This window comes from Dysgonomonas termitidis, from assembly GCF_054657735.1.
In genome coordinates this window covers 1,735,679-1,761,799 of record NZ_BAAHYD010000002.1, presented here as the reverse complement: position 1 = coordinate 1,761,799, position 26,121 = coordinate 1,735,679, and the positions used below count along the sequence as shown (strand labels likewise).

22 protein-coding genes and 1 tRNA gene are annotated in these 26,121 nt (G+C 38.6%); 12 read left to right on the top strand and 11 right to left on the bottom strand.

What is annotated here, in order from left to right; genetic code table 11:
* Window positions 1-42 precede the first annotated feature (42 nt).
* The 5 genes from ACYQ3L_RS11385 to ACYQ3L_RS11365 all read left to right on the top strand — a co-directional run bounded on the left by ACYQ3L_RS11385 (window position 43) and on the right by ACYQ3L_RS11365 (window position 4,423).
* The gene (locus tag ACYQ3L_RS11385; protein ID WP_379993335.1) at window positions 43-2,385 is read left to right on the top strand and encodes a hypothetical protein; all 2,343 of its coding nucleotides are present in this window, start codon (window positions 43-45) and stop codon (window positions 2,383-2,385) included.
* Window positions 2,386-2,488: 103 nt separating this feature from the next.
* Complete coding sequence (locus tag ACYQ3L_RS11380) at window positions 2,489-2,986, top strand: hypothetical protein (protein WP_379993334.1); 498 nt, start codon at window positions 2,489-2,491, stop codon at window positions 2,984-2,986.
* A gap of 5 nt (window positions 2,987-2,991) precedes the next feature.
* Entirely contained in the window at window positions 2,992-3,417 is a 426-nt protein-coding gene (locus ACYQ3L_RS11375; RefSeq protein ID WP_379993333.1) for a D-Ala-D-Ala carboxypeptidase family metallohydrolase, read from the top strand.
* Window positions 3,418-3,523: 106 nt separating this feature from the next.
* Window positions 3,524-3,832 (top strand): hypothetical protein, encoded by a 309-nt coding sequence (locus tag ACYQ3L_RS11370; protein ID WP_379993332.1) that lies wholly within the window; start codon window positions 3,524-3,526, stop codon window positions 3,830-3,832.
* A gap of 93 nt (window positions 3,833-3,925) precedes the next feature.
* The gene (locus ACYQ3L_RS11365) at window positions 3,926-4,423 is read left to right on the top strand and encodes a hypothetical protein (RefSeq protein WP_379993331.1); all 498 of its coding nucleotides are present in this window, start codon (window positions 3,926-3,928) and stop codon (window positions 4,421-4,423) included.
* A 93-nt stretch (window positions 4,424-4,516) separates the two neighbouring features.
* On the opposite strand, the gene ACYQ3L_RS11360 is transcribed toward ACYQ3L_RS11365, so the two are convergent.
* The 4 genes from ACYQ3L_RS11360 to ACYQ3L_RS11345 all read right to left on the bottom strand — a co-directional run bounded on the left by ACYQ3L_RS11360 (window position 4,517) and on the right by ACYQ3L_RS11345 (window position 9,323).
* On the bottom strand, window positions 4,517-5,002 hold the full coding sequence (locus ACYQ3L_RS11360; protein WP_379993330.1) for a hypothetical protein: 486 nt from the start codon (window positions 5,000-5,002) through the stop codon (window positions 4,517-4,519).
* An 8-nt stretch (window positions 5,003-5,010) separates the two neighbouring features.
* A complete protein-coding gene (locus tag ACYQ3L_RS11355; protein ID WP_379993329.1) occupies window positions 5,011-7,767 on the bottom strand; it encodes a hypothetical protein in 2,757 nt (918 codons plus the stop codon).
* Between the two features lie 110 nt (window positions 7,768-7,877).
* Window positions 7,878-9,053, bottom strand: a complete 1,176-nt coding sequence (locus tag ACYQ3L_RS11350; RefSeq protein WP_379993328.1) for a site-specific integrase — start codon at window positions 9,051-9,053, stop codon at window positions 7,878-7,880.
* A 182-nt stretch (window positions 9,054-9,235) separates the two neighbouring features.
* Window positions 9,236-9,323, bottom strand: a tRNA-Ser gene (locus ACYQ3L_RS11345).
* 124 nt (window positions 9,324-9,447) lie between these two features.
* On the opposite strand from ACYQ3L_RS11345, the gene ACYQ3L_RS11340 reads away from it, so the two are divergent.
* From ACYQ3L_RS11340 to ACYQ3L_RS11325, 4 genes are all read left to right on the top strand, one after another.
* The gene (locus ACYQ3L_RS11340; RefSeq protein WP_379993327.1) at window positions 9,448-10,665 is read left to right on the top strand and encodes a phage integrase SAM-like domain-containing protein; all 1,218 of its coding nucleotides are present in this window, start codon (window positions 9,448-9,450) and stop codon (window positions 10,663-10,665) included.
* 102 nt (window positions 10,666-10,767) lie between these two features.
* Window positions 10,768-12,405 (top strand): hypothetical protein, encoded by a 1,638-nt coding sequence (locus tag ACYQ3L_RS11335; RefSeq protein WP_379993326.1) that lies wholly within the window; start codon window positions 10,768-10,770, stop codon window positions 12,403-12,405.
* Between the two features lie 695 nt (window positions 12,406-13,100).
* Complete coding sequence (locus ACYQ3L_RS11330) at window positions 13,101-13,868, top strand: hypothetical protein (protein WP_379993325.1); 768 nt, start codon at window positions 13,101-13,103, stop codon at window positions 13,866-13,868.
* Between the two features lie 13 nt (window positions 13,869-13,881).
* Complete coding sequence (locus ACYQ3L_RS11325) at window positions 13,882-14,475, top strand: hypothetical protein (RefSeq protein WP_379993324.1); 594 nt, start codon at window positions 13,882-13,884, stop codon at window positions 14,473-14,475.
* Window positions 14,476-14,727: 252 nt separating this feature from the next.
* On the opposite strand, the gene ACYQ3L_RS11320 is transcribed toward ACYQ3L_RS11325, so the two are convergent.
* Genes ACYQ3L_RS11320 through ACYQ3L_RS11310 form a run of 3 tightly spaced genes read right to left on the bottom strand, consistent with a single transcriptional unit; the run spans window position 14,728 to window position 17,206 of the window.
* Complete coding sequence (locus ACYQ3L_RS11320; RefSeq protein ID WP_379993323.1) at window positions 14,728-15,504, bottom strand: TatD family hydrolase; 777 nt, start codon at window positions 15,502-15,504, stop codon at window positions 14,728-14,730.
* A complete protein-coding gene (locus ACYQ3L_RS11315; protein WP_379993322.1) occupies window positions 15,491-16,198 on the bottom strand; it encodes a hypothetical protein in 708 nt (235 codons plus the stop codon). The genes ACYQ3L_RS11320 and ACYQ3L_RS11315 overlap by 14 nt, the downstream gene beginning before the upstream one ends.
* 27 nt (window positions 16,199-16,225) lie before the next feature.
* The gene (locus ACYQ3L_RS11310; protein ID WP_379993321.1) at window positions 16,226-17,206 is read right to left on the bottom strand and encodes a polyprenyl synthetase family protein; all 981 of its coding nucleotides are present in this window, start codon (window positions 17,204-17,206) and stop codon (window positions 16,226-16,228) included.
* Window positions 17,207-17,389: 183 nt separating this feature from the next.
* Here ACYQ3L_RS11310 and ACYQ3L_RS11305 point away from each other — a divergent pair, with 183 nt between their 5' ends.
* Together ACYQ3L_RS11305 and ACYQ3L_RS11300 are read left to right on the top strand one after the other, a co-directional pair.
* Window positions 17,390-18,385: a glycoside hydrolase family 43 protein gene (locus tag ACYQ3L_RS11305; RefSeq protein ID WP_379993320.1), complete on the top strand. Its 996-nt coding sequence runs from the start codon at window positions 17,390-17,392 to the stop codon at window positions 18,383-18,385.
* Between the two features lie 9 nt (window positions 18,386-18,394).
* On the top strand, window positions 18,395-19,537 hold the full coding sequence (locus tag ACYQ3L_RS11300; RefSeq protein WP_194223569.1) for an aldose epimerase family protein: 1,143 nt from the start codon (window positions 18,395-18,397) through the stop codon (window positions 19,535-19,537).
* A gap of 95 nt (window positions 19,538-19,632) precedes the next feature.
* Here ACYQ3L_RS11300 and ACYQ3L_RS11295 read toward each other — a convergent pair whose 3' ends face one another.
* The 3 genes from ACYQ3L_RS11295 to glpK all read right to left on the bottom strand — a co-directional run bounded on the left by ACYQ3L_RS11295 (window position 19,633) and on the right by glpK (window position 22,968).
* Window positions 19,633-20,271: a hypothetical protein gene (locus ACYQ3L_RS11295; RefSeq protein ID WP_379993319.1), complete on the bottom strand. Its 639-nt coding sequence runs from the start codon at window positions 20,269-20,271 to the stop codon at window positions 19,633-19,635.
* 162 nt (window positions 20,272-20,433) lie between these two features.
* Window positions 20,434-21,132: an MIP/aquaporin family protein gene (locus tag ACYQ3L_RS11290; RefSeq protein ID WP_379993318.1), complete on the bottom strand. Its 699-nt coding sequence runs from the start codon at window positions 21,130-21,132 to the stop codon at window positions 20,434-20,436.
* A gap of 348 nt (window positions 21,133-21,480) precedes the next feature.
* Complete coding sequence (gene glpK / locus ACYQ3L_RS11285; RefSeq protein WP_379993317.1) at window positions 21,481-22,968, bottom strand: glycerol kinase GlpK; 1,488 nt, start codon at window positions 22,966-22,968, stop codon at window positions 21,481-21,483.
* Window positions 22,969-23,502: 534 nt separating this feature from the next.
* On the opposite strand from glpK, the gene ACYQ3L_RS11280 reads away from it, so the two are divergent.
* Window positions 23,503-24,267 carry a DeoR/GlpR family DNA-binding transcription regulator gene (locus ACYQ3L_RS11280; protein WP_379993316.1) on the top strand — a complete coding sequence of 255 codons (765 nt, stop codon included), beginning with the start codon at window positions 23,503-23,505 and terminating at the stop codon, window positions 24,265-24,267.
* A 21-nt stretch (window positions 24,268-24,288) separates the two neighbouring features.
* Here the strand turns inward: ACYQ3L_RS11280 and ACYQ3L_RS11275 are convergent, their stop codons facing one another.
* On the bottom strand, window positions 24,289-25,596 hold the full coding sequence (locus ACYQ3L_RS11275) for a Na+/H+ antiporter NhaC family protein (RefSeq protein WP_379993315.1): 1,308 nt from the start codon (window positions 25,594-25,596) through the stop codon (window positions 24,289-24,291).
* Window positions 25,597-26,121: the final 525 nt, after the last annotated feature.

Genomic DNA, 26,121 nt, shown 5'->3' with positions numbered 1-26,121 from the left:
TATCGGTGTAAAAGTAAATAAATAATTTAAAAATAGAATATTATGCTAAAAATAACATCGACAGCCAAGCAAATAGGATTGCAGATAAACGATAGACAGGTAGATTATTATCTTAAAGGACATCTTGACTTTAAGCTATCCAATGCAGGGGATAGGTTTTATGTGTATAAAATTGGATCGGTAGCCTCATTCCTGGATCATCCTATGAGTGAGGGTGTAAGTATCGACGGGGTAGATGTCACCCCTGATAACTTGGGTGACTTACTCGAAGAGATAGCCCCGGAGGCTGGTGGGGCGGGCGGGACAGACGACCATACACAATTAACCAATCGCGATGCTGCCGATCAGCATCCTATCTCCGCGATAACGGGGCTGACAGCAAGCCTGCAAGCCCTTGCCGCCATGCAGGGTAACTGGCTGGGGGTGGATTTTCCTACCTATGCCGACCTACTGGCCTATGATGCTTCGCTTGCTGAAAAACCAGCCGATAAGACATGGACGCGCGTCCATGCAGATGAAAACCCGAATGGAGGCAACGGAAACCCATCGGTGTATGCGTGGCTTCGTAGCGAGATATCACCCGGTACATTCGAAAATATACTTACATTCCAGTATGCAGTATATATACCGGATACGGAGACAGATCCGGTGTTTACGGCATGGAAAGGAGGTAATTCTATCGTGGCCGGAGCAAATGCCAATGCTTCGGGTAGCGCAACTGTAGCTATCGGAATTAACTCCACTGTTAGCGCAAATGCCGGTACCGCTCTCGGCAGTAATAGTAAATCAGGGAGCTATTCAGTAGCTATTGGCTATAGTTCTGAAGCCTCAGGGAATTCATCAGTAGCTATTGCTCAAAGTAAAGCCAGTGCTCAAAGTTCTGTAGCTATAGGGGTTAATGCCGTAACTAGTAGTACAAATTCTATAGCTTTAGGGGCTAATTCACAAACCACAACAGATAGAGAACTTTCTATAGGTCACCCTACCCTAAAAAGAAGGATTACCAATGTCGCGGATGGAACAGGTAACAACGACGCCGCGACAGTAGGGCAGGTGAATGCTACTGTCGCGGCCTCCCAAAGATGGAAACCCGCTGTCTCCACTTTGGCCGATCTGCCTGTAATAACAGGTACTGAGCAGAATGTAACATGGCTATGCCGGGTTACTTCGGAGAATAACGTATACCAGCGTGTAGCCGGCACTTCCAGCACATGGACGCTCTACAGTGAGAATACGGACTATGTCGACGAACAGGAACTGGAAGACGCGATAACGGAAGCCGTTACAGGCACACTGACAGACGAAGACGGCACACCCGATATACCAGATACTGAAAGCGGGAATATCTGGACAAAGATTCAGCAGGTCCGTAATAATCTGAAATATCTGTTATTTGTAATTACAGGAGGCGCAACAGGGCAGGTGCTTACATCTGCAGGTGGTGCGAATCCTCCGGAGTGGCAAACTCCAAGTAACGAGCAGCCGAACGGAAGCGTCAACGATACATACCAGGACCAACCCGTAGACCACTACTACTGTGTAGCTAAAATAACATCCGACCTACGGCCGGAAAACAGCTTCTGGTATAGCGATATGTTCAAATTTGATATAATTATATCAAACAGGGCGGCAGATATCAACAACTATCAATGTATTGCAAATGTAGTAGTAAATACAGGACAGTGGAACCCAAACCCATCCGGGATAACAATAAATACGGCCACTGGCAATTTCGAAAGCGGAAACCTCTACATTACCCAGGAGGAGATGCCTGAGAACGGAGCAAAGAGAGTAGTTTACAGAATCTGGATGCGCAAGCATATAATACAGAATTATGACAGCAACGTTTGCTTCCTGCAAGTATCAAACATCCTGTATTATTCAGGGGAAGGAGGCATGGTCGATTATAAAATTGAATATTTTAAACCAACGGCGCCCGATACATTTGTAGGAATTCCGGCATCTCAAATTGCGCCACAAACTCCTATAAATGAAGCTACTTTTAACAGAGATATTAACCAAAGCATTGAAATACCGGGAGGGACTTCAGTAGATGTAATAAACATTCAAAATAATGCATTAAAAGTAACAGCGTCTTCACAAGATTGGATAGAGGGTAATGGTATTACCACAATCGGTCAAATATCTTTAATTGACTATGGTGGTGGAGATGCAGTTATATGGGATTACCAAAACGGATGGGCCGCGAGCTTTAACTTCATGTATGCAGATACAGATAAAGAATACTATGTAGATTGGAATGCAACAACCAAGGTATTGACTTTCACTCCAGGTGACGTTATAACTTCCATAGACCCGAATGCCGGAATATTTGATTCGATAATGTTTATCAATGGATCTCCTGCTCAAATTGCAGAGGTGTGATAGAAAAAGCCTGTCTCGCGACAGGCCTAGCCCTAAAAACAATCGTTTCATATATTTCTAACACATTTTAAACGATGTAAATATAATAATAAATATTAAATAGATGGAAATAAAGGATTTGATTACGGATGTGCTGATGCCTATCGCTACTATCGTGCTGGGCGGGGGCTGGTTTATCCATTACCGGGCCAACAGGAGAAAGGCGAATGCTAACGCATTGAGCGAGCAAAGCAAGGCCCTGGTTGACGATGTAAGCGCGGCAGAGGTTATTCACCAGAAGTATGTGGAGGTGATCCGGCAGCAGGGCGAAGTGTCCATGCAGGAGTTCAGCAAGCTAACGGATAAGCTGAAAGAGCATATAGAGCTCGATAGGACTTTCCAGAAGTCGGTAGATAAGTTTATAGGCGACAGTGAGGAATACAGGAAAAAGCAGATGCTTATCAACAAGCGTATAGAACTGAAGCTGTTGCTGACAAACCCGGCTTTGCGAAGCGAAGAATATATAGATGAGAAGTATAAGGAATATACGGATGATGGGGGAAATAGCTATATATGCGATCTGTATAAGGAATTTAAGGAAAAGAGGAAAACGAAAAAATAAATAATATGGCGACACAAATAACTAAAAATTTCACGTTGGAAGAGCTAAGCCATTCCAATACGGCAGTAGCAAAGGGTATAAGGAATATACCTGATGTACAGCAGCAATTGAATTTGACAGCCTTAGCCAAAAGGCTATTGCAACCGTTAAGGGATATATACAATGAGCCGTTTATAATAAATAGCGGCTTCCGGAGTCAGGAAACTAATAAAGCAGTCGGGGGTGTCCCAAATTCACAACACACAAAAGGGCAGGCCGCCGATGTTTCGGTAAAGGAACCGCGCAAGCTGCTGGCTGCTTTACTTAAGAGTGGTTTGGATTTCGACCAGGCCATATTGTATCAGGACGGACGTAATAACTTCCTGCATCTGTCGTACAACCGGGAAGGTAACCGGAAGCAGGTATTGTACAGCAAGGGGACGAAGCCATGAAAATAGACACTGAAGACAGAGCGCTTATTATAGGGTTGGCTTTCGTTATTTTAATGATCGGGATGCTGGTGTATGCCGGAGTGTCTTAAATAGAGATAATGTAGTTATGGAAACTCAAATAAAATGTGACGAGTGTAACCGGTTCCTCTTTTCTACTACTACCCAGAAATGGGGAGCCATAGGATGCGAAGCCCAGAATAAAGGATTTATTTACAAAATACCTGTATTGTTCACCGATAAATACGAACGGTTATTCTTTTGTAGTAAAGAATGCCAGAAAAAATTTTACGATAAGAACATTCCTAAAAATAAAGAAGTAACGGAAGCCTTACAGGATCTGAAAACAAAAATACCAGATATGGCAAAGGATGTATGCAAGAAAATGGCTGTATTAACTAATCAGGTGAAAGGATAAAATTATGAAGAGACTATTAAATTTCCTTCGTTCGCTTTATTTTAGAGAGAACAGGCCGACACGAAGATATAAGGCAGGAAAAAAGAAAACATTATGAAAAAAGCACTCACAATATCACTCCTTATACTTATATGCCTTGCCCTGGCAGGTTGCCGGAGCAACAGAGAGATGAACCGGAAAACAGAGCTGTCATCCGAAACGGCAAAGAATGCCTCTATCCTTACAAAGGACAGTGCGGACATAAAAACAAAAAGTTCTTCCTCAAAAGAAAAAGTACATAATGAAGTCCGGTACCTGGAAGTAACGGACTTCAATCCGGACGGGACAATAAAAAGTATCAGTAAGGAATGGCGGGGTATAGATCAGCAGGAAAAGGAATCCTCTCATCAGGAGTCATCGGATAATTCGGTAAAAGAAACGAAAGTAGATAGCACATCAGTTACCAAGGCCAAGAAAAAAGAGGAGGTAAAAAAAAAGAATACTGATGACAGCAGGCCTATACAGGGTTCGGAGTGGATTTATTTTGTGATCGGGATTGTGGTTATATTTATTATTTCGAAAGTGGCGGGATCGATGAGGAAGAAAGGTTGAGAATGTTTTGAGTTTTTCATGGTATTGTGTTAGGTAAGGATGGAGCCGCTTGTCTGGGAAGATGGGCGGCTTTTGGGTTTTTCATAAATAATATTACGGAAAGCTATTAAACGGTCGCCTTATTATCTTATTTCTCTGGCTCAATTTGAATAGGATATTCGATATATTTTTAGTGTAATATGCTTCGTATATATTCCCGTCTTCCGTTCCAGCCAGCATCAGCCATGCGCTTATTATATTATTGATAAGCGCATTTTTTATTTCCGTATTGATATAACCGGCCTGATTCGTATCGAATTTATCCGGCATATCAATATTTATAAACCAGCTGCGCTCATCGTACGCCTCATCCTCTACATTATCGGGAATATGATTACTTTTGCTATATCCAGAAAGCGCATCGAATATATCTGAAGCTGCATTATCGAATAGGTCTTTAAATATAGTATCATGCTGCCTGTAGAATATTAGGTGCTCAGGAACTACTCCGTCAACCTTCTTGCTCCGGGCTATCAGGGATGTCCGTTCAAATACTTTCTCGTGTATATCTTCTAATTTATAATAAAAAGGATGTTCCATAATGTTATTTAATTTGAGTTATCAATTGTTGGCAATGCGTATACTTCCAAGTAGTCTAACTTTGTGTCATATTTTACGTTACCCGCAAATGCTATGCGGATATATCTTATTTTCTCCCGGGATGCATCACATCCGATGTGGGCAAAATCATTCAGATTGTCAGAATGGGATAGTTTACCGTTATATTCACGCCCTCCTATAAATCTCCATGTAAGGCCATCGACAGAACCGAATACATATAGTCCCGAGTATTTATTCGGTTTGATAAGGGACCTTAAAATTATCCGTACCGGCCTGATATAATTCTGGCCGTTCACTTTTATAGGCCTTGTTAGAAAAAATGTTTCTTTAGCGACATCCGTTTTTTCGTCTGTAATATTAAATATCTTGCCGCCAAATATACCGTACAGCAATGGATAGTTTGCCATAAACTTGCCCGGTACAAAATCAACTTTAGTCCATGCCTGCGAGACAAATGAGAATATATAGCTGTATGCATAATCCGAGTTACTAACGATCAATTCCCTGTTGTGGTTATAAATAAACCCGATCTTAGCCTCTTTCAGGTATTCGTTAAAGTCTACTGAAGATATAGATCCGGAGAGACGTACAAGATTATCATTATCCAGGGCCTGGTTTAATAAATTTATGGTACTTATTCCACTTTTGAAATTAAAAGGATTGCCTTCTACGAATTTAGATAATTCAGTTATCTGTTCTCCGGAAATCATTAATAATCCCCTGTTAGTTGAAAATACCACCGCATTGTCGATAGGAATAATACTATCCGGATTATTGCATACATCCCTAGATACCGGGCGTATAGATGCATAATCGACATCTTCCGAGCCAAGGCCTAACGCAAAAATACCATCCGAACAGAAAGCATATAACGGATATTCCCCGAACTGGCCCGTACTAATAGCTTTCGTATTTGAGCAAAGGCCCAGTATCTTCCCGGCACCGACCGTATATGTATTCTCAGACGGGTAAACAAATATATTATCCGTTTCGGATACCTTTATAATATTAGGGCTTTTTGATATTAGATTTTTAGGCGTAAACCAATCAATATTAAATATTTCATAATCTGTTGGATAATCTATAGGCCTTAATCCATCAGCTAAATAATAAGCAAGATTAAAATACGGATGAGGTTTTAACGGGACATCTATTATAGTCCCGTTTGTCGTCCCATCATTGTACGTTAGAACGATCTGCATCCTATATGCCCTTATATCAGGATATGATAATAACACGCTGATTTTATTAATATAAGTTCCATCGTATGCAAGAAATTCATTCCCGTTAATACTGAAATATCTGACACAAGCTGTAGAAGCATCTCCGTTTGAAGTCTTTAATAATACTCTTACCAGTAGCTGTGACAGGGTACTAAAGTTTGATATTCTTTTACTGGATGCAGGTGTTTCGTATGTGTAAGTCCCATCCTTTTTATCGAATCTTATAGGCTGATCCTGATAATATTTGAAAGGGAATATATTAGCCAGCTTTGATGTTATATCAGCTTTATGTATTTTATTATTATAAAGATATGAAACCACGGATATCATTTTTGCGTAATTATCAAAATCACTATTCCATGCTTCTCCCAGCGTCAGATTATTGAAGTCAAAATCGGTAACGAGCTTTACCTGTGGGGTTCCTTCTAAGTCTAAATCAAGATCATCCAATTCAAATGAAGCGAACTTAAATAACGGTGATTTTTTCTCATATTCCTTTGTTAATTCATCGTCTGTTTTTAAATAAGGAAATGGAGTTTGCATCAATAAATTTAAATTATCATCCTGTCTTATAGGAATAATAGGAGAAGATATGAACAGGTCTATCGAAAGAATAATATCCTTTACCGGCTTTAGTTTTTTTAGAGAATTAAATATTACATCCGGTTTACATCCTAGGAGTTGAGCTTTTACTTTATAAATTGCTTGCGTATCACTATAATAGCGTTCATCTGTCGCTCCAAAATATTGAAAGAAAGAATAATTATTATAATCGGGATTATCATAATTAGCATAGTTCCTATTTTTCGGATCTAATTGTGTACAAAAGAATAAAGGGCTTGTCTTTATATACGTACCGTCATATAATTTAATCGCGTACATCCACGAGAAACTGCCACATATATTACCAGCAGCCTGCATATTATACGCCGATTCATTTATATAACCCTTTAAAGCGGAAAAACGGCGTTCTTTCGCATCCCTTATTTCATTAGTTGTACCTATATTGAAGATTGTTTCAGAATAAAAGGAATAGGTTAAATCATCTCGGGCTGTCCTCCGCAGCTCCACCAACGGGACAATAAAATCTAAATCCATATAAATATACTTCTCCCCGTTCCAGAACAGGTAAAAGTTAATTATATCATCATTCTGAAAGTAAGATACATCTATAATATTACCATTATACGATAGAGAAACATCGGAAGGTATATTTAAACCCGATGGAAAATTTTCGATATCTTCCTTTATATTGTCATTTAAATAATATAAAGTGCCGTCCTGCAACACAATAAAATGCTCGAATATATTTGTTTTATGCAGAAATACAAGGTCATACGCAGACACATCGATATCAGATCCGAAAGTATCTTTAAGGGTCTGATACTCTCCCAAAGGCGTCAATGAGCCGTTTACGTGCCTCAGGTTAATAACTTCATCCATCGCTCCGTTTTCAGACAGCGGATCGGAAGTTGAGCGATCAATGCCTTTTAACGGTATAATTATCGAATTTTGCTTCATAATAAATCATCTTTTAAACAAAAGTATTTATTATAAAAAGCAAACAGGATGTTTAAATATATGAAAGATTTACAGACTTATAAATAATTTTATATTAACAATAATAGGCTTTATAGTAACTTTTTCATATCATCAATTACCTTTTTACCCAGTAACCGGGCATAGTGCTGGGTTTGCCTGATATTCGAATGCCCTAATGCCCTCGATACCGTTTCAACCGGAATATCTTTGTTTAGCAGATATGTCGCAAATGTGTGCCGGGCCGAATGTGATACTAAAGGCTTGTTTATGCCGGCTCCCATTGCAACTTCTTTCAAATATTCGTTGTATTTCTGATTCGTTACCTTGGGCAATTCGTACTTATATTTATTAGCGATAGTTTCAGCTTCCGGGAGAAAGAGAGTTATAAAATTTTCATCATTCTTTTCTCGATTGCTCTGTATGGCCCTATAACCGTCTATTTCTTTTATTGATTCTTTGCTAAACTTCATTAGATCGGCATATGCTAAGCCGGAAAAACATTGGAATAAAAATAAATCTTTTGTTCTCTCCAGATAACCGTAGTTAGGCTGATATTCTTTTAACTTATTTATTTCCTCCTCTGTCAGGAAGATTGGATCTTTCGATTTCCCCTTCTTATTTTTAAATAATGAGTATGGATTAGGGCCCTTAAATAAACCCCTGTTAATAGCTTCCCGAATATATCCCTTGAATAACGAATGCCTTTTATATAAAGTCGGTTCAGATATTATATATTTCCGTAACACGGCATCTAATCCGATTATATTGTCATAGGTAATATCCTCGAATGTTTTTATTTTGCCGTATTCTTCCAGCCTCCTGATAAATGAATGATTGTATTCCACTACGGCAACAGATGCATTGGTGCGCCTTAACTCACTATTAATAAATTCTACTACCGAAATAGCGGAGAAATCCTGCTTATCCCAATATTTCACATATTCGATCGATGGGCATTTATCGGATGAAACAAAAATATCTATTTCCCTGAAACGGCTATGCGCTTTTCCGGTGATAGACTTTGCGTTATCATTGTTTTTGCAGGTGAATCCGTTTTTATCTGAAAATTGTTCCGGCTTTATTCTTAAATTTGTCGATATATAAACCCGTTTATCTGTTCCGTCCTTACGAACCTCTATTTGAAGCAATCCGGTTTCTTTGAGTTTTCTTTTTGGATGTTTTTCGGATTTCCCTTTTTTTTCATTATCTCGAAATCCGGTTTCGTTTTTTCTGTCGAAAATAAAACGCATGGTATAATCTTTCATAACTTATTGGATTTAGCATATTTGCGAAGATACAAAATTTTGATACCCGTTTTGATACTTTTTGTATTTTGGTATCAAATTTAACAGAAAAAGACAGAAATATACCGACAAGTACAGAACACAAAACAGCTATTAAAGCCGTATTAAAACAAGAAAAGTGGCTATTTAAGCCACTTTTAAAGCGGAGAGGAAGAGATTCGAACTCTCGATACCCTTTAGGGGTATACACGCTTTCCAGGCGTGCCTCTTCAACCACTCGAGCACCTCTCCTTTTATTTGTGGGACAAAGATACAAGATATTTTGGTACTCACAAACTAATTTTTAAGGAAGCTGATATTTCAACATATTTAGACACTTTCAAGCAAGCTATGTGTACAAAAGTGTGCACATAAAATGAAAACAATCATTGTTGTAACTTGCGATGCAAGAAGACCTTTAGCAAATGGAACAGTTCCTTTAGTTGTAAAATTAACGAAGAATAATAAAAGGAAATACCTTAGAACAGGGATTACTCTAGATCCCAAACACTGGGATTTTGTTAAAAACAAGCCTAAACCCAATTGCCCTAACCGAGAATATATAGAAGCGATTATAACTGAAAAGTTAAAAGAGTACCAACAACAAGTTCTAGAGTATCAAACAATAGCGAAAGACTATTCTTTAACAACTTTAGTCGAAAAGGTCGAAAAGCCAATAAAGAAAATAACAGTCGAAGAATATTTAAAAACAATAATATCGAACCTCACTAATGAAAATAAAATAGGAAATGCTGAACATTACAAAGCTTTACTCAATTCATTACGGCAATTTTCAAAGTTAAATATATTATTTTCAGATGTGGATGTAGCCTATTTGAACAGATACGAAACATATCTAAGGAGTCGGGGTAATAAAGGCAATACGATAAGCATAAAGATACGTACATTCCGAGCCACATATAATAAGGCGATAAAAGAAAATGTTGTTAAAGCAGATTATTACCCGTTCAACAATTATAACACTTCACAGCTAAAAGAGGAGACTGTAAAAAGGGCAATATCTAAAGCTGATATACAAAGAATCATAGATTTTGATATCACAACAATACCGAAACATCAACATTCACGATTGCAGTTGAGTAAAGATTTATTTTTGTTCAGTTATTTAGGCTGCGGCATTAATATGATTGACATGGCATTTCTAAGGAAAGATAATATAGTTGACGGCAGGGTGATATATAAACGACATAAGACAAAAAAGCATATAAGCTTTACTCTCCAAACACAGGCTATCGAGATTGTGAACAAATATGTTCAGGTTGACAGAGATTATATATTCCCAATTATAGACGATGATACACATACTACCTTGCAACAGAAGTATAGACGGATAAAGAAAATTACTTATGTTGCCAACAAATCATTAAAAAAGATAGGGAATGCTTTGGGATTGTCAATTCCAATTACAACGTATGTCGCAAGACATTCTTTCGCTAGCATATTGAAGAAATCGGGCGTTAATGTATCATTGATTAGTGAGGCTTTAGGTCATTCTGATTTGGCTACTACTCAAATCTACCTCGACAGCTTCGAAAATAGTCAGATTGATGAAGCTATGAAAAATCTCCTTTAAAGAATATATAAATAATATGGGGTGACATTTGGAATATACAATACGTTCGCCTCATTTATTTTATTATTTTTGCTAAGATGTTAAATCGTTTTTACCAGCATAATGGATAGGATTCGTTGGATTAAGAGATTATTAGGTATTGATAAGGATTATAGTAGAGTTTCTCCTGTAAGGAAATTAAAGGTTAGTAAGATCCTTGTTACCCTTAAAACATCAGGTCATTATGCAATGTTAGCAGGTAATTTTGACCTTGAAGCACATTTACAGCAGTACCCACCTTTAGAATATGGCTTTGATGAAACAAAATATAATTTACGTTTTGATCCTGATAAAATAATTTACATATTGGGTTTATTAGGCTCTATTCCTGCCAGAAATAAAGATTTGATAAGAGAGGATGGATTTGTACCCATCAATACAATTATGCTCAATCAAAAAGTTACAGATTATAGATTCTATCTGGATTATTTGGAGCTTACAGGCGTGATAGAATGTGACCCTCATTATCTGCCAAAAGTTCATTCAAGGGGCTATAAATGGGCTGAAAGATATAATAATTCAAAACCCAAAATACACTATTACAGAAAGGCATTTGACAAGAAAGGCAACTTAAAAATGATAGACCCAATATATGCAAAAAAAGATAAATCGACTGGTAAAGACGAAAATACGTTACGCAACTATCCATACTTGGCATATTGGTACGAACAAAAGAAAATAAATATTGACTATACTAAAGCTGAACAGTATGCAGACCTACTTTTAAATAAAAAAATTGAATTGGGAGAAGATAGTTGGGATTTGAATAAAGATACTGGTAAAAAGAAGCACCCGAACGACCAATACAGAGCTATTCTATACAATCTAGAAGCACTCAAAATTTATGATTTTAAGGCACAGATTGACAATAATGTGCATCGCCTACATTCTGTATTAACTAATATGCAAAAGGATTACAGGAGCTTCTTAACATATGATAATCAACCGTTAGTTGCTATTGATATTAGCAACAGCCAACCTTATCTTGCTTGTTTATTATTCAACCCTGAATTTTGGAGTGAAAACTCAAAATTACCAATAAACCTTTACACCCTACCTGATAATATCAAACAACCTTTCTTATATAGAAAATCAACTGGAGAATCCCTCTCCATTATAATGGGAAATTTGCTTCAAGGGTTACATGCTGATATTTTCGATGAATATAAAAGCATTGTGGCATCGGGGCAAATGTATGAAACAATAGCACATTGGGTCAAAGATGAAAAAAATATAGAGATAAGCCGAGATAGAGCAAAAGTAGCAATGTTCCAGATATTATTCTCAAGCAACAGACATAACCCCGAGGATGAAAATTATTGGCTGACTAAGTATTATAAAGAGAAGTTTCCTGCTGTAATGCAAGTCTTTAGGATAATAAAGATGGCTATCGCAGGGTTGAATGAAGAAAAGCCATACGCACGTTTAGCATGTTTATTACAAGCAATAGAAAGTGAGATTATACTTCATAGGTGCTGTAAGAGAATATGGGCTGAAACAGACCGACAAGTGCCAGTTTTTACAATACATGATTCAATTGCAACCACCGCAGGTAATGAGGGCTATATATTCAATATTATGATGGAGGAACTGGCAAAATGTATAGGAGTAGAACCAAAAATGAAAATTGAATATTGGAACTACCAAAATGAAGATTTAGATAATGAAATTATAGAAAGAATAATCCCTAACCTCAACTAACCTTACAAAAATCGTAACATAGCCCAATAAAATTAGTAATAAAGGCATATTGGATTTTGTGTGTTTGAGCATAAGATTGCTTATATTCCTACCTTTTTTGAGTAATAAAAGAATACACCCGTACAGTTATTATGCTATATATTTAACTGTATATACTGTGTATTTGAGTACTCCATAGACTATAACTAACCCTAGCCCTTTATTGGTAAAGGCGACTAGCCCCCACAAGTTTAACTAAAACTGAAATAATATGACAAATAATGCTGCTAACGTGTTAATTTGGATGCTAATAATCATTATAGGCTTTCTTATTCGATGCCTAATCGCTTATATCCAATCTAGGAATAAGAAATAATCCTGATAACTGAATTACATTCCATTATGATGGGAAAAATATAGTCCACGCCTATGTTAAGATTTTATTATCCTTGAGATGGTTTAATAGTCATCAAGAATTTATATTTTTGTTGAAACTATAATAATCATTGCCTATGGATAGATAAATTCGAAACATACATATAGTGCATTTGCATTATTATTCGTTGGTTCAAAAAATCACCACTTTTAACAGCCACAACGATAATAAGTAAATGTTCATGCTATTGGGCGTGGACTTCTTATTATGGCTTGGTGTTGTGGTGATACCGTTGAACTAATAAGATAGTATCACGCCTCTTTTATTAAAAAAAATAATTATGACAATCGAAAATTTCTTATTATGGTGCACTATCGCTTTTATTAGCTTTTTATGTAGTTTACCAAAAATCAAAAATAAAGATGATACATTTCTTCATTTACTTTTTTCAATATTATTACCACCAATCGCGCTTATTTACTTTGCTTCTAGTTTAATTAAAAATTCATTATCTCCTGAAATAAGTATATCAGAGAAAAAGCAAATAAAGCTATTAGAATATTATACTCCCCTTATTAATGAACTAAAAAAAGAATATCAATCTATGATTATAATTCAAAATGCCGGAGACTATATTAGATTTGGAGAAGAAAATGAAAAAGAATTTTCTTGTTTTATATTAAAAGAAATGGAGTATTACTATGATGTAACATGGGAATTTAAAAAGGATCAGAAAGTAATTCATTCGCTAGCATGGTTATTCAGAAAAACAATGAATATTAACAATATAATGATTGATATTTCAAATAAGATTCGTGTAACAAAATTAATCGAAACTGAACGACAGCAATTCATTCTAAAGAAAGATTCTACAATGACTGTTGCTGAGTTTAAGGAACGAGCTAAAACTTCTAAGTTGAACATTCACAAGTCACCTAAGACTGGTGCTTTGTTTATGACCAACGATGCAGGTAATGCCATTGGCGGTGCTAGCAGTAAGTTTGAAACTGCTGAGGGTATTGCTAATCCTGTTGTTAGCCTAGTTGCTAAACCTGATGCTCCAGAGGATTGGTTTTATCTGTTGCATGATTCAGATTTATATAAATAAACAGATGATTACAATGGAAGCTAATAGAATAATCCTACTTGAATTATATGAATGCAAAGAAATTTTTGATCTAAGTTGTGACCCAATTGAGCAATATTTTGAAAAACACACAAACATGCCTAAAATAGAACCGGAATTATCATTAACTAAATGGTTACTGAAAAATAATTCATTGTATTTAACAACATTATCAGGTCATGAAATTACAGATTATAATAAATCTGTTTCTTTATCTACTTATTTTGGCAATGTTGATGAGGTTATGGCTAATTGGTTTACCGGATATATTACTTTGCAATTAAGACCACATCGTATTATGTATAAACCATATTTCCTACCAGACAAGACAGTATTTCAGCGAGAAATATATTTATATTTTTCAGATGGTGTTTTAAGTAGTATAAAACTGAAAGAATATAATATTGATAAAGATTCTACTGAAAGGATATTTAAATTGGAATATGAAATAGCAAAAGAAGAAATGTACTATGAAATAGCAACTGATGATATAATATCTAAGCAAAATCTAATACCTATTTTATATTCTAAACATTTAAGGCAAATGGATAATGATATGGATTATGAAGAAGATCAATTGCCTTTTTAAAAAATAATAATTGTAATTATACATCTAATTTAGATGTACAAAATAAATAAAATTAGTATTAACCAACACATAGTGTGCACAAAAGTGTGTACAATATTACGATTGAAATAAATTTAAGTGAAAATGTATTGATAAATGGTTGACTTTGTGTGGTTTGAAAAGTGGTATTTTTATATAGAAGCTTACTTTCCAGGCGTGCCTCTTCAACCACTCGAGCACCTCTCCAAAACTATTGTGGCTGCAAAGATAAAATTATTTTTCCAATCCAAACAGCTTTATTGCATTTTCTGTCGTTATTTCTCCTACATCGCTTGTATGCAGGCCAAATATTTCAGCCAGTTTTTCAGCAATCTTTATTGTATACGACGACTCATTTCTCCTGCCGCGATAAGGTACAGGAGCGAGATAAGGCGAATCGGTCTCAATGATTATTTTAGATAAATCGACCTGTTTCAGAACAGTTGACAATGTAGAATTCTTAAACGTAACAACCCCGTTGATTCCCAATAAAAAATTTTTCAGCCCCAGTATTCCGGCTAATTCGTCCTCACTTCCTCCAAAACTATGAAATACCCCTCTCAGCTTTTCGGGACCTACATTCTTAATACATTCTACACATTCCGGTATCGCATCGCGTGAATGTATGGCTACCGGCAAATCATATTCTATACTCCAGCGAAGCTGTTCTTCGAATACCTGTTTCTGTTCGTTTTCATATGTTTTATCCCAATAGAGATCCAGTCCTATTTCACCAATAGCGATATAGGAACGTTTAGTAAATTGCTGTTTAATAATTTCCATCTGAGAAAGCCAGTCCTCTCCTACACTTGTAGGATGTAATCCCATCATGGGAATGCAATAACCTGTATATTTGCCGGCTATATTATGCAAACGCCCTATTGAATCCACATCAATATTCGGAAGTAAAATATTTTCTACTCCCGCTTGTTTTGCTCTTAGAATAACTTCTTCGATATCGTTGTCAAATTCTTCAGAATAAATATGCGAATGTGTATCAATTATTTTCACGTTCTTCTTTCTCTTTTTCGTCTTTCCTCAGATAATATACGACTCCATATTCCTTACACCTCTCTAAACGTTCCCTGGCCGGAAGATTTGCGAATGCCGATTCAATCTGGTTCCACAATGTTGACAAAACATTGTCCATATCTTTCCTCTGTTCACTAAGTACATCCAACTGGCGCGTGGTCGTATTCTGATATGTTTTTTGATTAAAATAGGCGTCCTTAAACTGTGAAAAAGCTACATTTACCCTTGCGATAGTAGGATTATAGATAGGAGCTCCTCCCTGTCCCAAACGGGCTTGCTCTCCTTTCATAAGACTATCTCCCCAATATAGCAATGCATCATTACTCGTTAAATCGGGTACCGTGAAATTATCCGGATCGATATTATAAAGTTGCTTCTGCTCTTTTTTTATTTCGTTACGGATAACACACAAATTCATAACCTGTATAAAATGAGAGATATACAATCTGGCATTCTTTACCAGTTTCTGAAATTTCCTATTCGATGCAGCCTGAGTCTCAAGGCTATCGCGGTAACGAAGCTGTGCGTTCTCAAAGTTACGCAGCATTAGTTCCATCCTGCGGATATCAAGAGATATGACACCTTGTCCGAAAAGGGAATTATGCTTTTCGATTGCTGCTTTCAACGCCTTTATTCGTGCATTATCTGTATTTGGCAAACGACGATACGGCATAGTAGTTAAGGGTTAAAATTTAAAAATTCAAGATATTCGGGACGTCAGATTTTTCGCTAATTTATGCAATTCTGTCTTTCTATCATCACTTATACTGACTTTATCCAGACAGCCTACTGCTTTCTCATAATACTCACTGATAAGATTTTCAGACTTTGTTTTCAAGTCAAGCTTATCATATATCTTAGTTACTGCTTCTATTTTTTTATTTTCCTCAAAATCCGTTTTATCTATCCATGTCAGCAACTCTTTTCTGGTCAATGACTCGGTTAATGCCGTAATCAACAGGAATGTCTTCTTATTACAAAGTATGTCGCCGCCAATTTTCTTACCGAAACTTTCACTGTTTCCGTATACATCGAGCAGATCGTCCCTCAGCTGGAATCCCAAGCCTACATTGATACCGAAATCGTATAAACTATCCGCATCAGTATCCGAAGCACCCGCAACAATAGCCCCTTCCTTCAAAGCACAAGCCAATAACACAGCCGTTTTCAGCCGTATCATCTCCAGATATTCGGGGATGGTAACATCCAGTCGTTGCTCAAATTCCATATCATATTGCTGTCCGCAACAAATCTCAGTCGCTGTTTCAGAAAACAGGTCCAGCACACGAGGTAGTTCCTCCGATTCGGTCTTTGCTATTTCCTTATACGCCTCAATCAGCATTGCATCACCCGATAGCACGGCAGTATTATCATTCCATTTAATATGAACAGTCGGTTTGCCCCTGCGCATATCAGCCCTGTCCATCAAATCGTCGTGTAAAAGGGTAAAATTGTGGAAAACTTCTATGGCCAGCGCAATCGGCATAACACGTTCCACATCATCTTTATACAAATTATACGACATCAGGGCCAAGGCCGGACGAACCCGTTTTCCGCCTAAAGAAAGTATATAAGTTATGGGATCGAAAAGCGATTGGGGTTTGTTGGTATAGTTTATCTGAGTAATCTGAGCATTTACAATATCTAAAACCTCATCGAAGCTATATAGAGACTTCTTCATTTATCAACTGTTATTTATAATTACAATTTAATAATCTATAAAACGGAGAACTTATTCTTTTATTCGTGCACCCTAGCAAAGATAGTTTATTAACAACAAAAATCAAAATATTCTAAAATAGAACATTTTAATTTGAAATTATTCCTATTTTTATGGGTCATTAACAAAAAAGTGATTTTCTCGATGAAAAACAATTCCTTACTAATTATTCTAAGCATCCTCGCAATGCAGGCTTGGAGCCAAAACAAACAATCAGTCCAAAGTGTTAAAAAGACATCCGGAAATCCTATATTCGAAGGATGGTATGCCGACCCGGAAGGTATCATTTTCGATGACAAATACTGGGTTTATCCTACTTATTCCGCTCCTTACGACGAGCAGGTTTTCATGGATGCATTTTCTTCTACAGACCTGGTTAACTGGACCAAGTATGAACGCATCATCGACACATCAGCCGTAAAATGGGTAAAAAGAGCTTTATGGGCTCCGGCCATAATCAAAAAAGATAACAAATATTTCCTGCTCTTTGGCGGAAATGATATTCAGAATGATAACGAATACGGAGGTATTGGAATCGCCGTCGCAGATAAACCTGAAGGCCCGTTTAAAGATTATCTCGGGAAGCCGCTTATCGACAAGTTCTATAATGGCGCGCAACCTATCGACCAATTTGTCTTTAAAGATAAAGACGGCAGTTATTATATATATTATGGAGGATGGAAACATTGTAATGTCGCCAAATTAAAAGATGACTTTACCGGCATTGTCCCATTCGAAGACGGGACGATGTATAAGGAAGTAACTCCCGAAAACTATGTAGAAGGCCCATTTATGTTCATCAAAGACGGTAAATATTATTTTATGTGGTCGGAAGGCGGATGGACCGGACCTGATTATAGTGTGGCATACGCCATTGCCGACAGTCCGTTCGGGCCATTCAAACGTATAGGTAAAATATTGCAACAAGATCCGAATATTGGCAGGGGTGCCGGACATCACTCCGTGATCCACGAACCCAAATCCGATAAATACTATATTGTATATCACCGTCGTCCGTTAACCGAAACTGATGGAAACCACAGGATAACATGTATAGACGAAATGTACTTTGACGAAAACGGTTATATCAAACCTGTAGTGATTACAAATGAAGGTGTAGAAATCAACTCATTAAAATAAAAGTAAATTATGAAGAAAATGTTTTTTGCAGCAATCGCTGCTAGCCTGCTTTTTGTAGGATGTAATGAAAAAGCCCCTGTAGGAAAGCTTACGGAATCAGGCTTGGATAAGAAGAATTTTGAAACGGAAGTCAATGGAAAGAAAACAGATTTGTACGTACTTACAAATCCTGGAGGAATGGAAGTTTGTATAACAAATCTCGGAGGCCGTATTGTTTCCATTATGGTTCCGGATAAAGACGGGAACAAGAAAGATGTCGTATTGGGATTCGACTCTATTCAGGACTACATCAATATACCATCTAACTATGGTGCTATCATCGGACGTTATGGTAACCGTATCGGAAACGGAACATTTCAGATTGATGATGTAAAATATGATTTACCAAAGAATAACTTCGGACATACTCTGCATGGTGGTGACAAAGGATTCCACACCGTAATTTTCGACGCTAAACTTGCAGCCGACAATATATTGGAACTAACCTATCTGTCGAAAGACGGAGAAGAAGGCTTCCCTGGCAACCTGAATGTGAAAGTAACCTACATTCTTGGCGACGACAACGCACTTCAGATAAAATATGAAGCTGAAACAGATAAACCTACTGTCGTGAATCTGACTAACCATTCATATTTCAACATGGACGGCGATCCTACTTCTAAAAATACAGACTGGTTGCTTACATTGCATGCAGATCAATACACTCCTATTGATTCTACGTTCATGACTACCGGAGAAATCCTTACTGTAGAAGGCACACCAATGGACTTCCGCACACCGACTGCCGTTGGTGCAAGAATCGACGATGCGACTTTCACTCAACTGGTAAACGGTAAAGGATACGACCACAACTGGGTACTGAATACAGGTGGTGATATCAACAAAGTCGCCGCTACATTAGAATCTCCTAAGACCGGTATCGTATTAGACGTATATACAACCGAACCGGGAATGCAGTTCTATGCAGGTAACTTTATGCAAGGAACCGACAAAGGCAAAAAAGGTATTGTTTATCAACACCGTACAGCCGTATGTCTCGAAACTCAGAAATATCCTGATACTCCTAACAAAAAAGACTGGCCTACAACTACGCTTCGTCCGGGAGAAAAATATCAGAGCGAAACAATTTTCAAATTCTCTGTAAAGAAATAAGCTTTCATCTTATATGAAACAATGGGAAGCAGTCCGGATATCTGGGCTGCTTCTTTCTTTAACACACAAACTTACGTTTAATTAAAAAGGAGTGGCTAAAATATATCTAATGCGATCTGCAAATCCGCTTCATTATTAGCCGGATTAAACATACCCATTACCGACACGGGCAAAATATAGCTTCCAAACTTTAACTTCTTCGATGCTGTAACATTTATATTTACAATCCCCGCATCTTTTGCATAGAAATGCGCATCGGTACCGTCCTCCGGATTCAGTGCAAATGCTCCGGCAACCCCCAAATCCACATCTACTATACCTCCCCTGAGAACGGGATAATCCATAGACATATAAGTCGAATAAAGGTTTTTCTCATTCAAAGCCCCTCTGTCGCGCCCGAAAATAACCGTTGTCCAGCTAATATTCAGAGGGAAACTTCCCTGAAAACGGTATGCTACCGAGAGGTCCATAAAATGCACTGTATCCCGTGCACTGTAATTAAATACCTGCCTGTTGTTATATGTCGCGTTTTTCGAGAAATTATAGATATCCCACCACGCAACTGTAAACCCACTCCTGGAATATGACATGTAATAGTCGAATTCTTTGTAATCACCCGTAAATCCGGCACCGCCCCACAGCCCGACGGCAAAGCTGTTGCTTTTATCCTTAAGATGCAGGTCAACAACTCCTAAAGCGGTATTAGTCACCTGCAATCCTCTCCAAAGATGCATATTCTTCAACTGCAGGGGAAAATCTACCGGGGTGTACTTCTCTTCATCCTAAACAAGCAGAAATAATGACGGCAATAAGCAAAGGGATAATGCGAGAATTGTTAGTTTAAAGTATTTCATAATTAACTATTTGAAAGGTTAAAGAATGCCTCTACGAATTATTTAAGCAGCGAGAGCAATATACAATAAGGCTGCGAGCGATCCGCCACATATCGGCGCTACAACAGGCAGCCATGCATATCCCCAGTTGCTGTCCCTCTTACCTTTTATCGGTAATATAAAATGGGCAATCCGGGGGCCAAGATCACGGGCGGGATTGATTGCATAACCCGTTGTTCCACCTAACGACATACCGATGGCTACAATAAGGATTGCGACAGGCAATGGACCTGCTATTTCCGCACCGGCAGCGTAAAGAATGCCAAACACAAGAACAAATGTACCGACAACTTCACTGAAGAAGTTAGAGAACCAATTCTTTATAGCCGGCCCCGTACAGAATACCCCCAGCTTTGCATTCGGATTTTCTTCCGCATCGAAGTGTGGTTTGTACATAAGATAAACGATACATGCGCCAAGTATCGCACCTAACATCTGGGCTATAATATAGCCGGTAATACTGCCTTTGAAGCTGCCTACAATAGCCAGACCTATTGTTACGGCAGGATTGAGGTGAGCGCCCGAGAACGGAGCTGAAATGAAGGCTCCGACAAATACGGCGAATCCCCAACCGAAGGCGATAACGACCCATCCGGCGCTATTACCCAATGTTTTCTTTAAAGAAACGTTTGCACATACACCTGCACCAAAAAGTATAAGTATGGCTGTGCCAATGAATTCGAATAAAATATCTTGTCCCATGGTCTTAATTATTAAAAGGTTAATTTAGAGCCTGTTTAAATTTTCCACGAATATTTTTCTATGAATATTTTTTCAGTTTTTCTTCGTTCATTTTTAGTCTCTTTTTGTCTGATTTACCCTTTTGTTCAACTCCAATAGCCCGCTATTATCGTTTCTCAAAAGAATAAATCAGCCTGAAAATAGTCCTAAAAATTGGAACGGGCAAAATTTAAACAGGCTCTTAGTTCTGTATTATTTTAGCTTGCCAGCTCCCGGAACCGGATGAAGAACCCGGGACGAATCCTTCATCATGACCCGATTTAAAATAACGACTAATTAGTGTTGTGTTATCAAAATATGTTCAGTGATTTACTTCACCCACGATTGTGCGCGGTATATCGCTTCAGACCATTTTCTCTTAGCCAGATGCATATCCACTTTCGGATCGGCTTCGAAACGGGAATCTACATGCCATTGCTTCTTCACTTCTTCGATATTTTCCCAGAAGCCGACAGCCAATCCTGCCAGATAGGCTGCGCCTAAGGCTGTTGTTTCCGTTGTTTGCGGACGAATTACCGTTTGCCCGAGTACATTCGCCTGGAATTGCATCAACAAATCATTCTTCGCAGCACCTCCGTCCACTCTCAGCTCTTTCAATCCCACGCCTGCATCCAGGATCATCGCATTGATAACATCCATAGTCTGGTAAGCAATACCTTCGAGGGCGGCACGGGCGATATGGGCAGAAGTTGTCCCCCTGGAAATCCCTACGATCGTACCCCGCGCATACTGATCCCAGTACGGGGCACCCAGACCTGTCAGGGCAGGAACAAAATATACATCGCCGCTATCAGGTACCTGCATAGCCAGTTGTTCTATTTCGGAAGAGGAATTGATTACTTTAAGGCCGTCACGCAACCACTGAACGATAGCACCTCCCACAAATATACTTCCTTCAAGCGCATAGGTCGTTTTCCCGCCGATTTGCCATCCGATAGTAGTTACCAGGTTATTTTTCGATACAACAGGTTTTTCCCCGGTATTCATCAGGATAAAACAGCCTGTGCCGTATGTGTTCTTTACCATACCGGTATCGACACACATCTGTCCGAACAATGCAGCCTGCTGGTCTCCGGCAATGCCTGCTATCGGAACTTTAGACGCGAAGATCGTAGTCTTGGTATGTCCGTAAACTTCACTCGATGCGCATACTTTCGGCATCATACTTTTAGGGATATTAAACAATTTCAGCAAATCATCATCCCATTCCAGCGTATGGATATTGTACAACATGGTGCGTGACGCATTGGATACATCAGTGGCATGTACTTCTCCTCTGGTCAGTTGCCAGACAATCCATGTATCTACAGTACCGAATACCAGCTGCCCTTTATCGGCTTTTGCCCTGGCACCTTCCACATTATCCAGTATCCATTTCACTTTTGTTGCACTGAAATACGCATCCACGATCAACCCGGTCTTGTCTTTAATATAAGGCAGAAGTCCTTCGTTTTTCAGTTTATCGCAATATTCGGATGTCCTTCTGTCCTGCCACACAATGGCATTATAGACAGGATCGCCGGTCTCTCTGTCCCAGACGATGGTTGTCTCTCGCTGATTGGTGATACCTATCGCGGAAATATTAGTACCGTTGATTCCTATTTTCGTAATTGCTTCAGCAGCAACGGCAGCCTGCGAAGCCCAGATTTCACGCGGGTTGTGTTCTACCCATCCGCTTTGTGGAAATATCTGCGGAAATTCCTTTTGTGCAACAGAGCATATTTCGCCCTTATGGTCAAAGACTATAGCTCTTGAACTTGTAGTTCCTGCATCGAATGATAAGATATACTTTTCCATGTGGTTGATATTGATTAGGTTAAAAAAATTGTGTCCTTTTAAGGTCTCAGACCTATTTATTGCTTTTATATCTGCAACAGCAATAGTTAGTTATGACTAAAAATATTACATTAAATACTTTTTTTACTTACTTATCGGGATTATACGGAACAAGCAGGTAATGTTGCACCAGTTCTGTCCACCACATCTTCGGCCATGTCGCGATATGACGAAAATTCCGGTCGCGTTTATTACTACTTTCGCCTGAAGGGTATATTCCTGTTTTCCTAATTCGTCATATACTTTCACTCCCGCAATCTTTCCGGTTTAGCTCTTAATCAAATTCGAAACTTTTTTTTTTCAAATAAAATAAAATATTTCGAAACCAACAAAATCAAAGTCCTCCAGAAAAACAGTATTTATCAAACAATACACAATCCAAATCCAGTTCATGAAATACAAAACGAAACTAATATCTTTCAAGTTTTTAAAATACTCAGTTCTTAAAAATTTTCATATCTTTGCAATTGGTAATTGTAATCTTCAACTTGAAATATGGGAAATATAGCTAAACGACATAAATTCATACTGGAACAGCTGAAGCATGACGGCTATGTAAAGGTTCAGGAGCTTAGCGAGAAACTAGAGGTTTCGGAAGTTACGATTCGTAAAGATTTAAAATATCTCGAAAGCAAAAAAATGCTTTATCGTAATCACGGAAGCGCCAGTAGCCTGAGTTCTATCATTGCTGATAAACATATAGATGTGAAAGAGAAGATGCAGATGGAGGAAAAGACAAGAATTGCCAAAGCCGCCAATAGCCTGCTTGAGCCTAACGATAAAATAATCATAGCTTCCGGCACCACTCTGCTCACTCTCGCAAATGAGATTAACGTCGATCATAACATCACCGTTATCACTTCTTCGGTAAAAGTATCCCTGACCCTGTGCTACAACCCGAATATTGAAATAGTGCAACTGGGCGGTAATATGAGAAAGAACTCTGTTTCGGTCATTGGCCACTATGCCGAAAATATACTGGAAAGCCTGTCTTGCAACAAGCTATTCCTTGGCGTGGATGGTATCGACCTCGATTACGGATTGACTACCAGTGATATGAGCGAAGCCCGCATAAACCAGCAAATGATAGACGCGGCACAAAAGATAATCATACTGACCGACTCTTCAAAGTTCGGCAAACGAGGCTTCTGCAAAATATGCGATCTGAACAAGATACACCATATTATTACAGATACCAACGCGCCTGCTCACATCATAGATATGCTCCGTGAACGCGACATAATGGTCACTCTCGTATAAGGATACCTATATCATTCAGCATTACGCGGCATATTTTCGCGGATAACGGAATATGATCGATGCTATTGCCGCAAGTCCTATCAGCAAAGGATAATACAGATAAGGTACAATCTGCACAGGGCTCACATTAGCCAACCCTGCAGCTATAAGCAATTGTGCCCCGTAAGGTATCAGGCCCTGAACAAAACAAGAGAAAGTATCGAGCAGACTGGCTATTTTCCGGTTATCCAAATCGAACTTATCGCTGATATTCTTGGCTATCGGCCCGCTTATAATCAGGGCGATGGTATTATTCGCCGTGCAAAGATTGGTTAACGAAATAAGTCCGGCGATAGAAAATTCAGCGGAACGCTTCGACCGTATATTGCGGGTCATCTTGCCTATCAGCCAGTCGACTCCCCCATTGAAGCGTATCAGTTCGAACATACCTCCCGCCATCAGCGATACAATAATCAGTTCTCCCATATCCACGACGATACCCCGGCTCATGGCCGCAGTCCAGTCCCATACGCCAAAGCCGCCTGTTATAAGACCTATCACACCCGAAAGAATAATTCCCAAAGCCAGTACGACCATCACATTAACTCCCACCAAAGCTGTAATCAATACAGCCAGATAAGGCAGCACTTTTACCCATTCTACCTGCTCTGCCGAAACAGAAGCTCCGCCGGTCAGTTCCAGCCCCTGATAAATATAAAGCAGAAGCACCAGAATGACAACAGGAAATACAATGCGGATATTCACCTTGAACTTATCCTGCATCTGGCATCCCTGCGTACGTGTAGCCACAATCGTAGTATCGGATATGAAAGAGAGATTGTCTCCGAACATAGCCCCGCCAATCACAATTCCCAGCATCATAGGTAAATCGAGTCCTGCCTGAGACGAGACTCCTACTGCAATAGGCGCCAAAGCGGCAATAGTTCCGGTAGATGTACCCATAGACATGGATATGAAACAAGCTGCAATAAATACGCTTGCCAATATAGATTGCTCCGGCAAGAGATAGAGAAGCATATTCACCGTAGCGTCCACCGCCCCCATTGCCTTGGCTGTACCAGCAAATGCTCCCGCCAGAATAAAGATAACAACCATCAGCATAATGGTTTCGTTCGCTGCACCACGGCAAAACTGGGTGATGCGGTTTGCCAGCTTCCCTCCTTTCGAATATAAGACCGCGACCATGGATGCTGTCATAAAGGCTACCGAAACAGGCATCTGATAAAGGTCTCCTGTGAAAATAAAGGTAAGGACATACAGCAGGAAAAACACTGCCAACGGCATCAATGCCCAGCCTTTTGAGTGATACCACTTTTTATCTTGATTCATTTGTTCAATCTTTTTTAATAACCGGATGCAAAGATAGCCTTTTTCAGTTAACGGTCAGCAATTAACAGTATTCTCACACTGGGACGCCAAGTTACAAAATCCGGTCCATCATTTATAATCCATCTCTATATTTACATTTATTAACTACATTTAGTTAAAAAGTAACAAAGGTAACAGATATATCAGTTAACAGTCAACAGTAAGCAGTTAACAACCCGTATCTTGTATCTCGTATCTTGTCTACTCGTAACTTGTAACTGCCCGAAGGGCGAAGCAACTCGTAACTATATCAAAAAAGTAACAAAGGTAACAACCTTTTCAGTGAACAGTAAACAGTAAACCAACTTGTAACTCGTAACTGCCCTAGGGCGCAGAAATAACATTCGCCGAAGCGAAGGCGAGGCAAACTTGTAACTATCAAAAAAGGTAACAAAGGTAACACTATTTACAGTCATCAGCAACAACTCGTAAGATGTAAAACTTTGCGTCTTTGCGTGAGACAAAACAAAACGCCCCCCGCTGGCG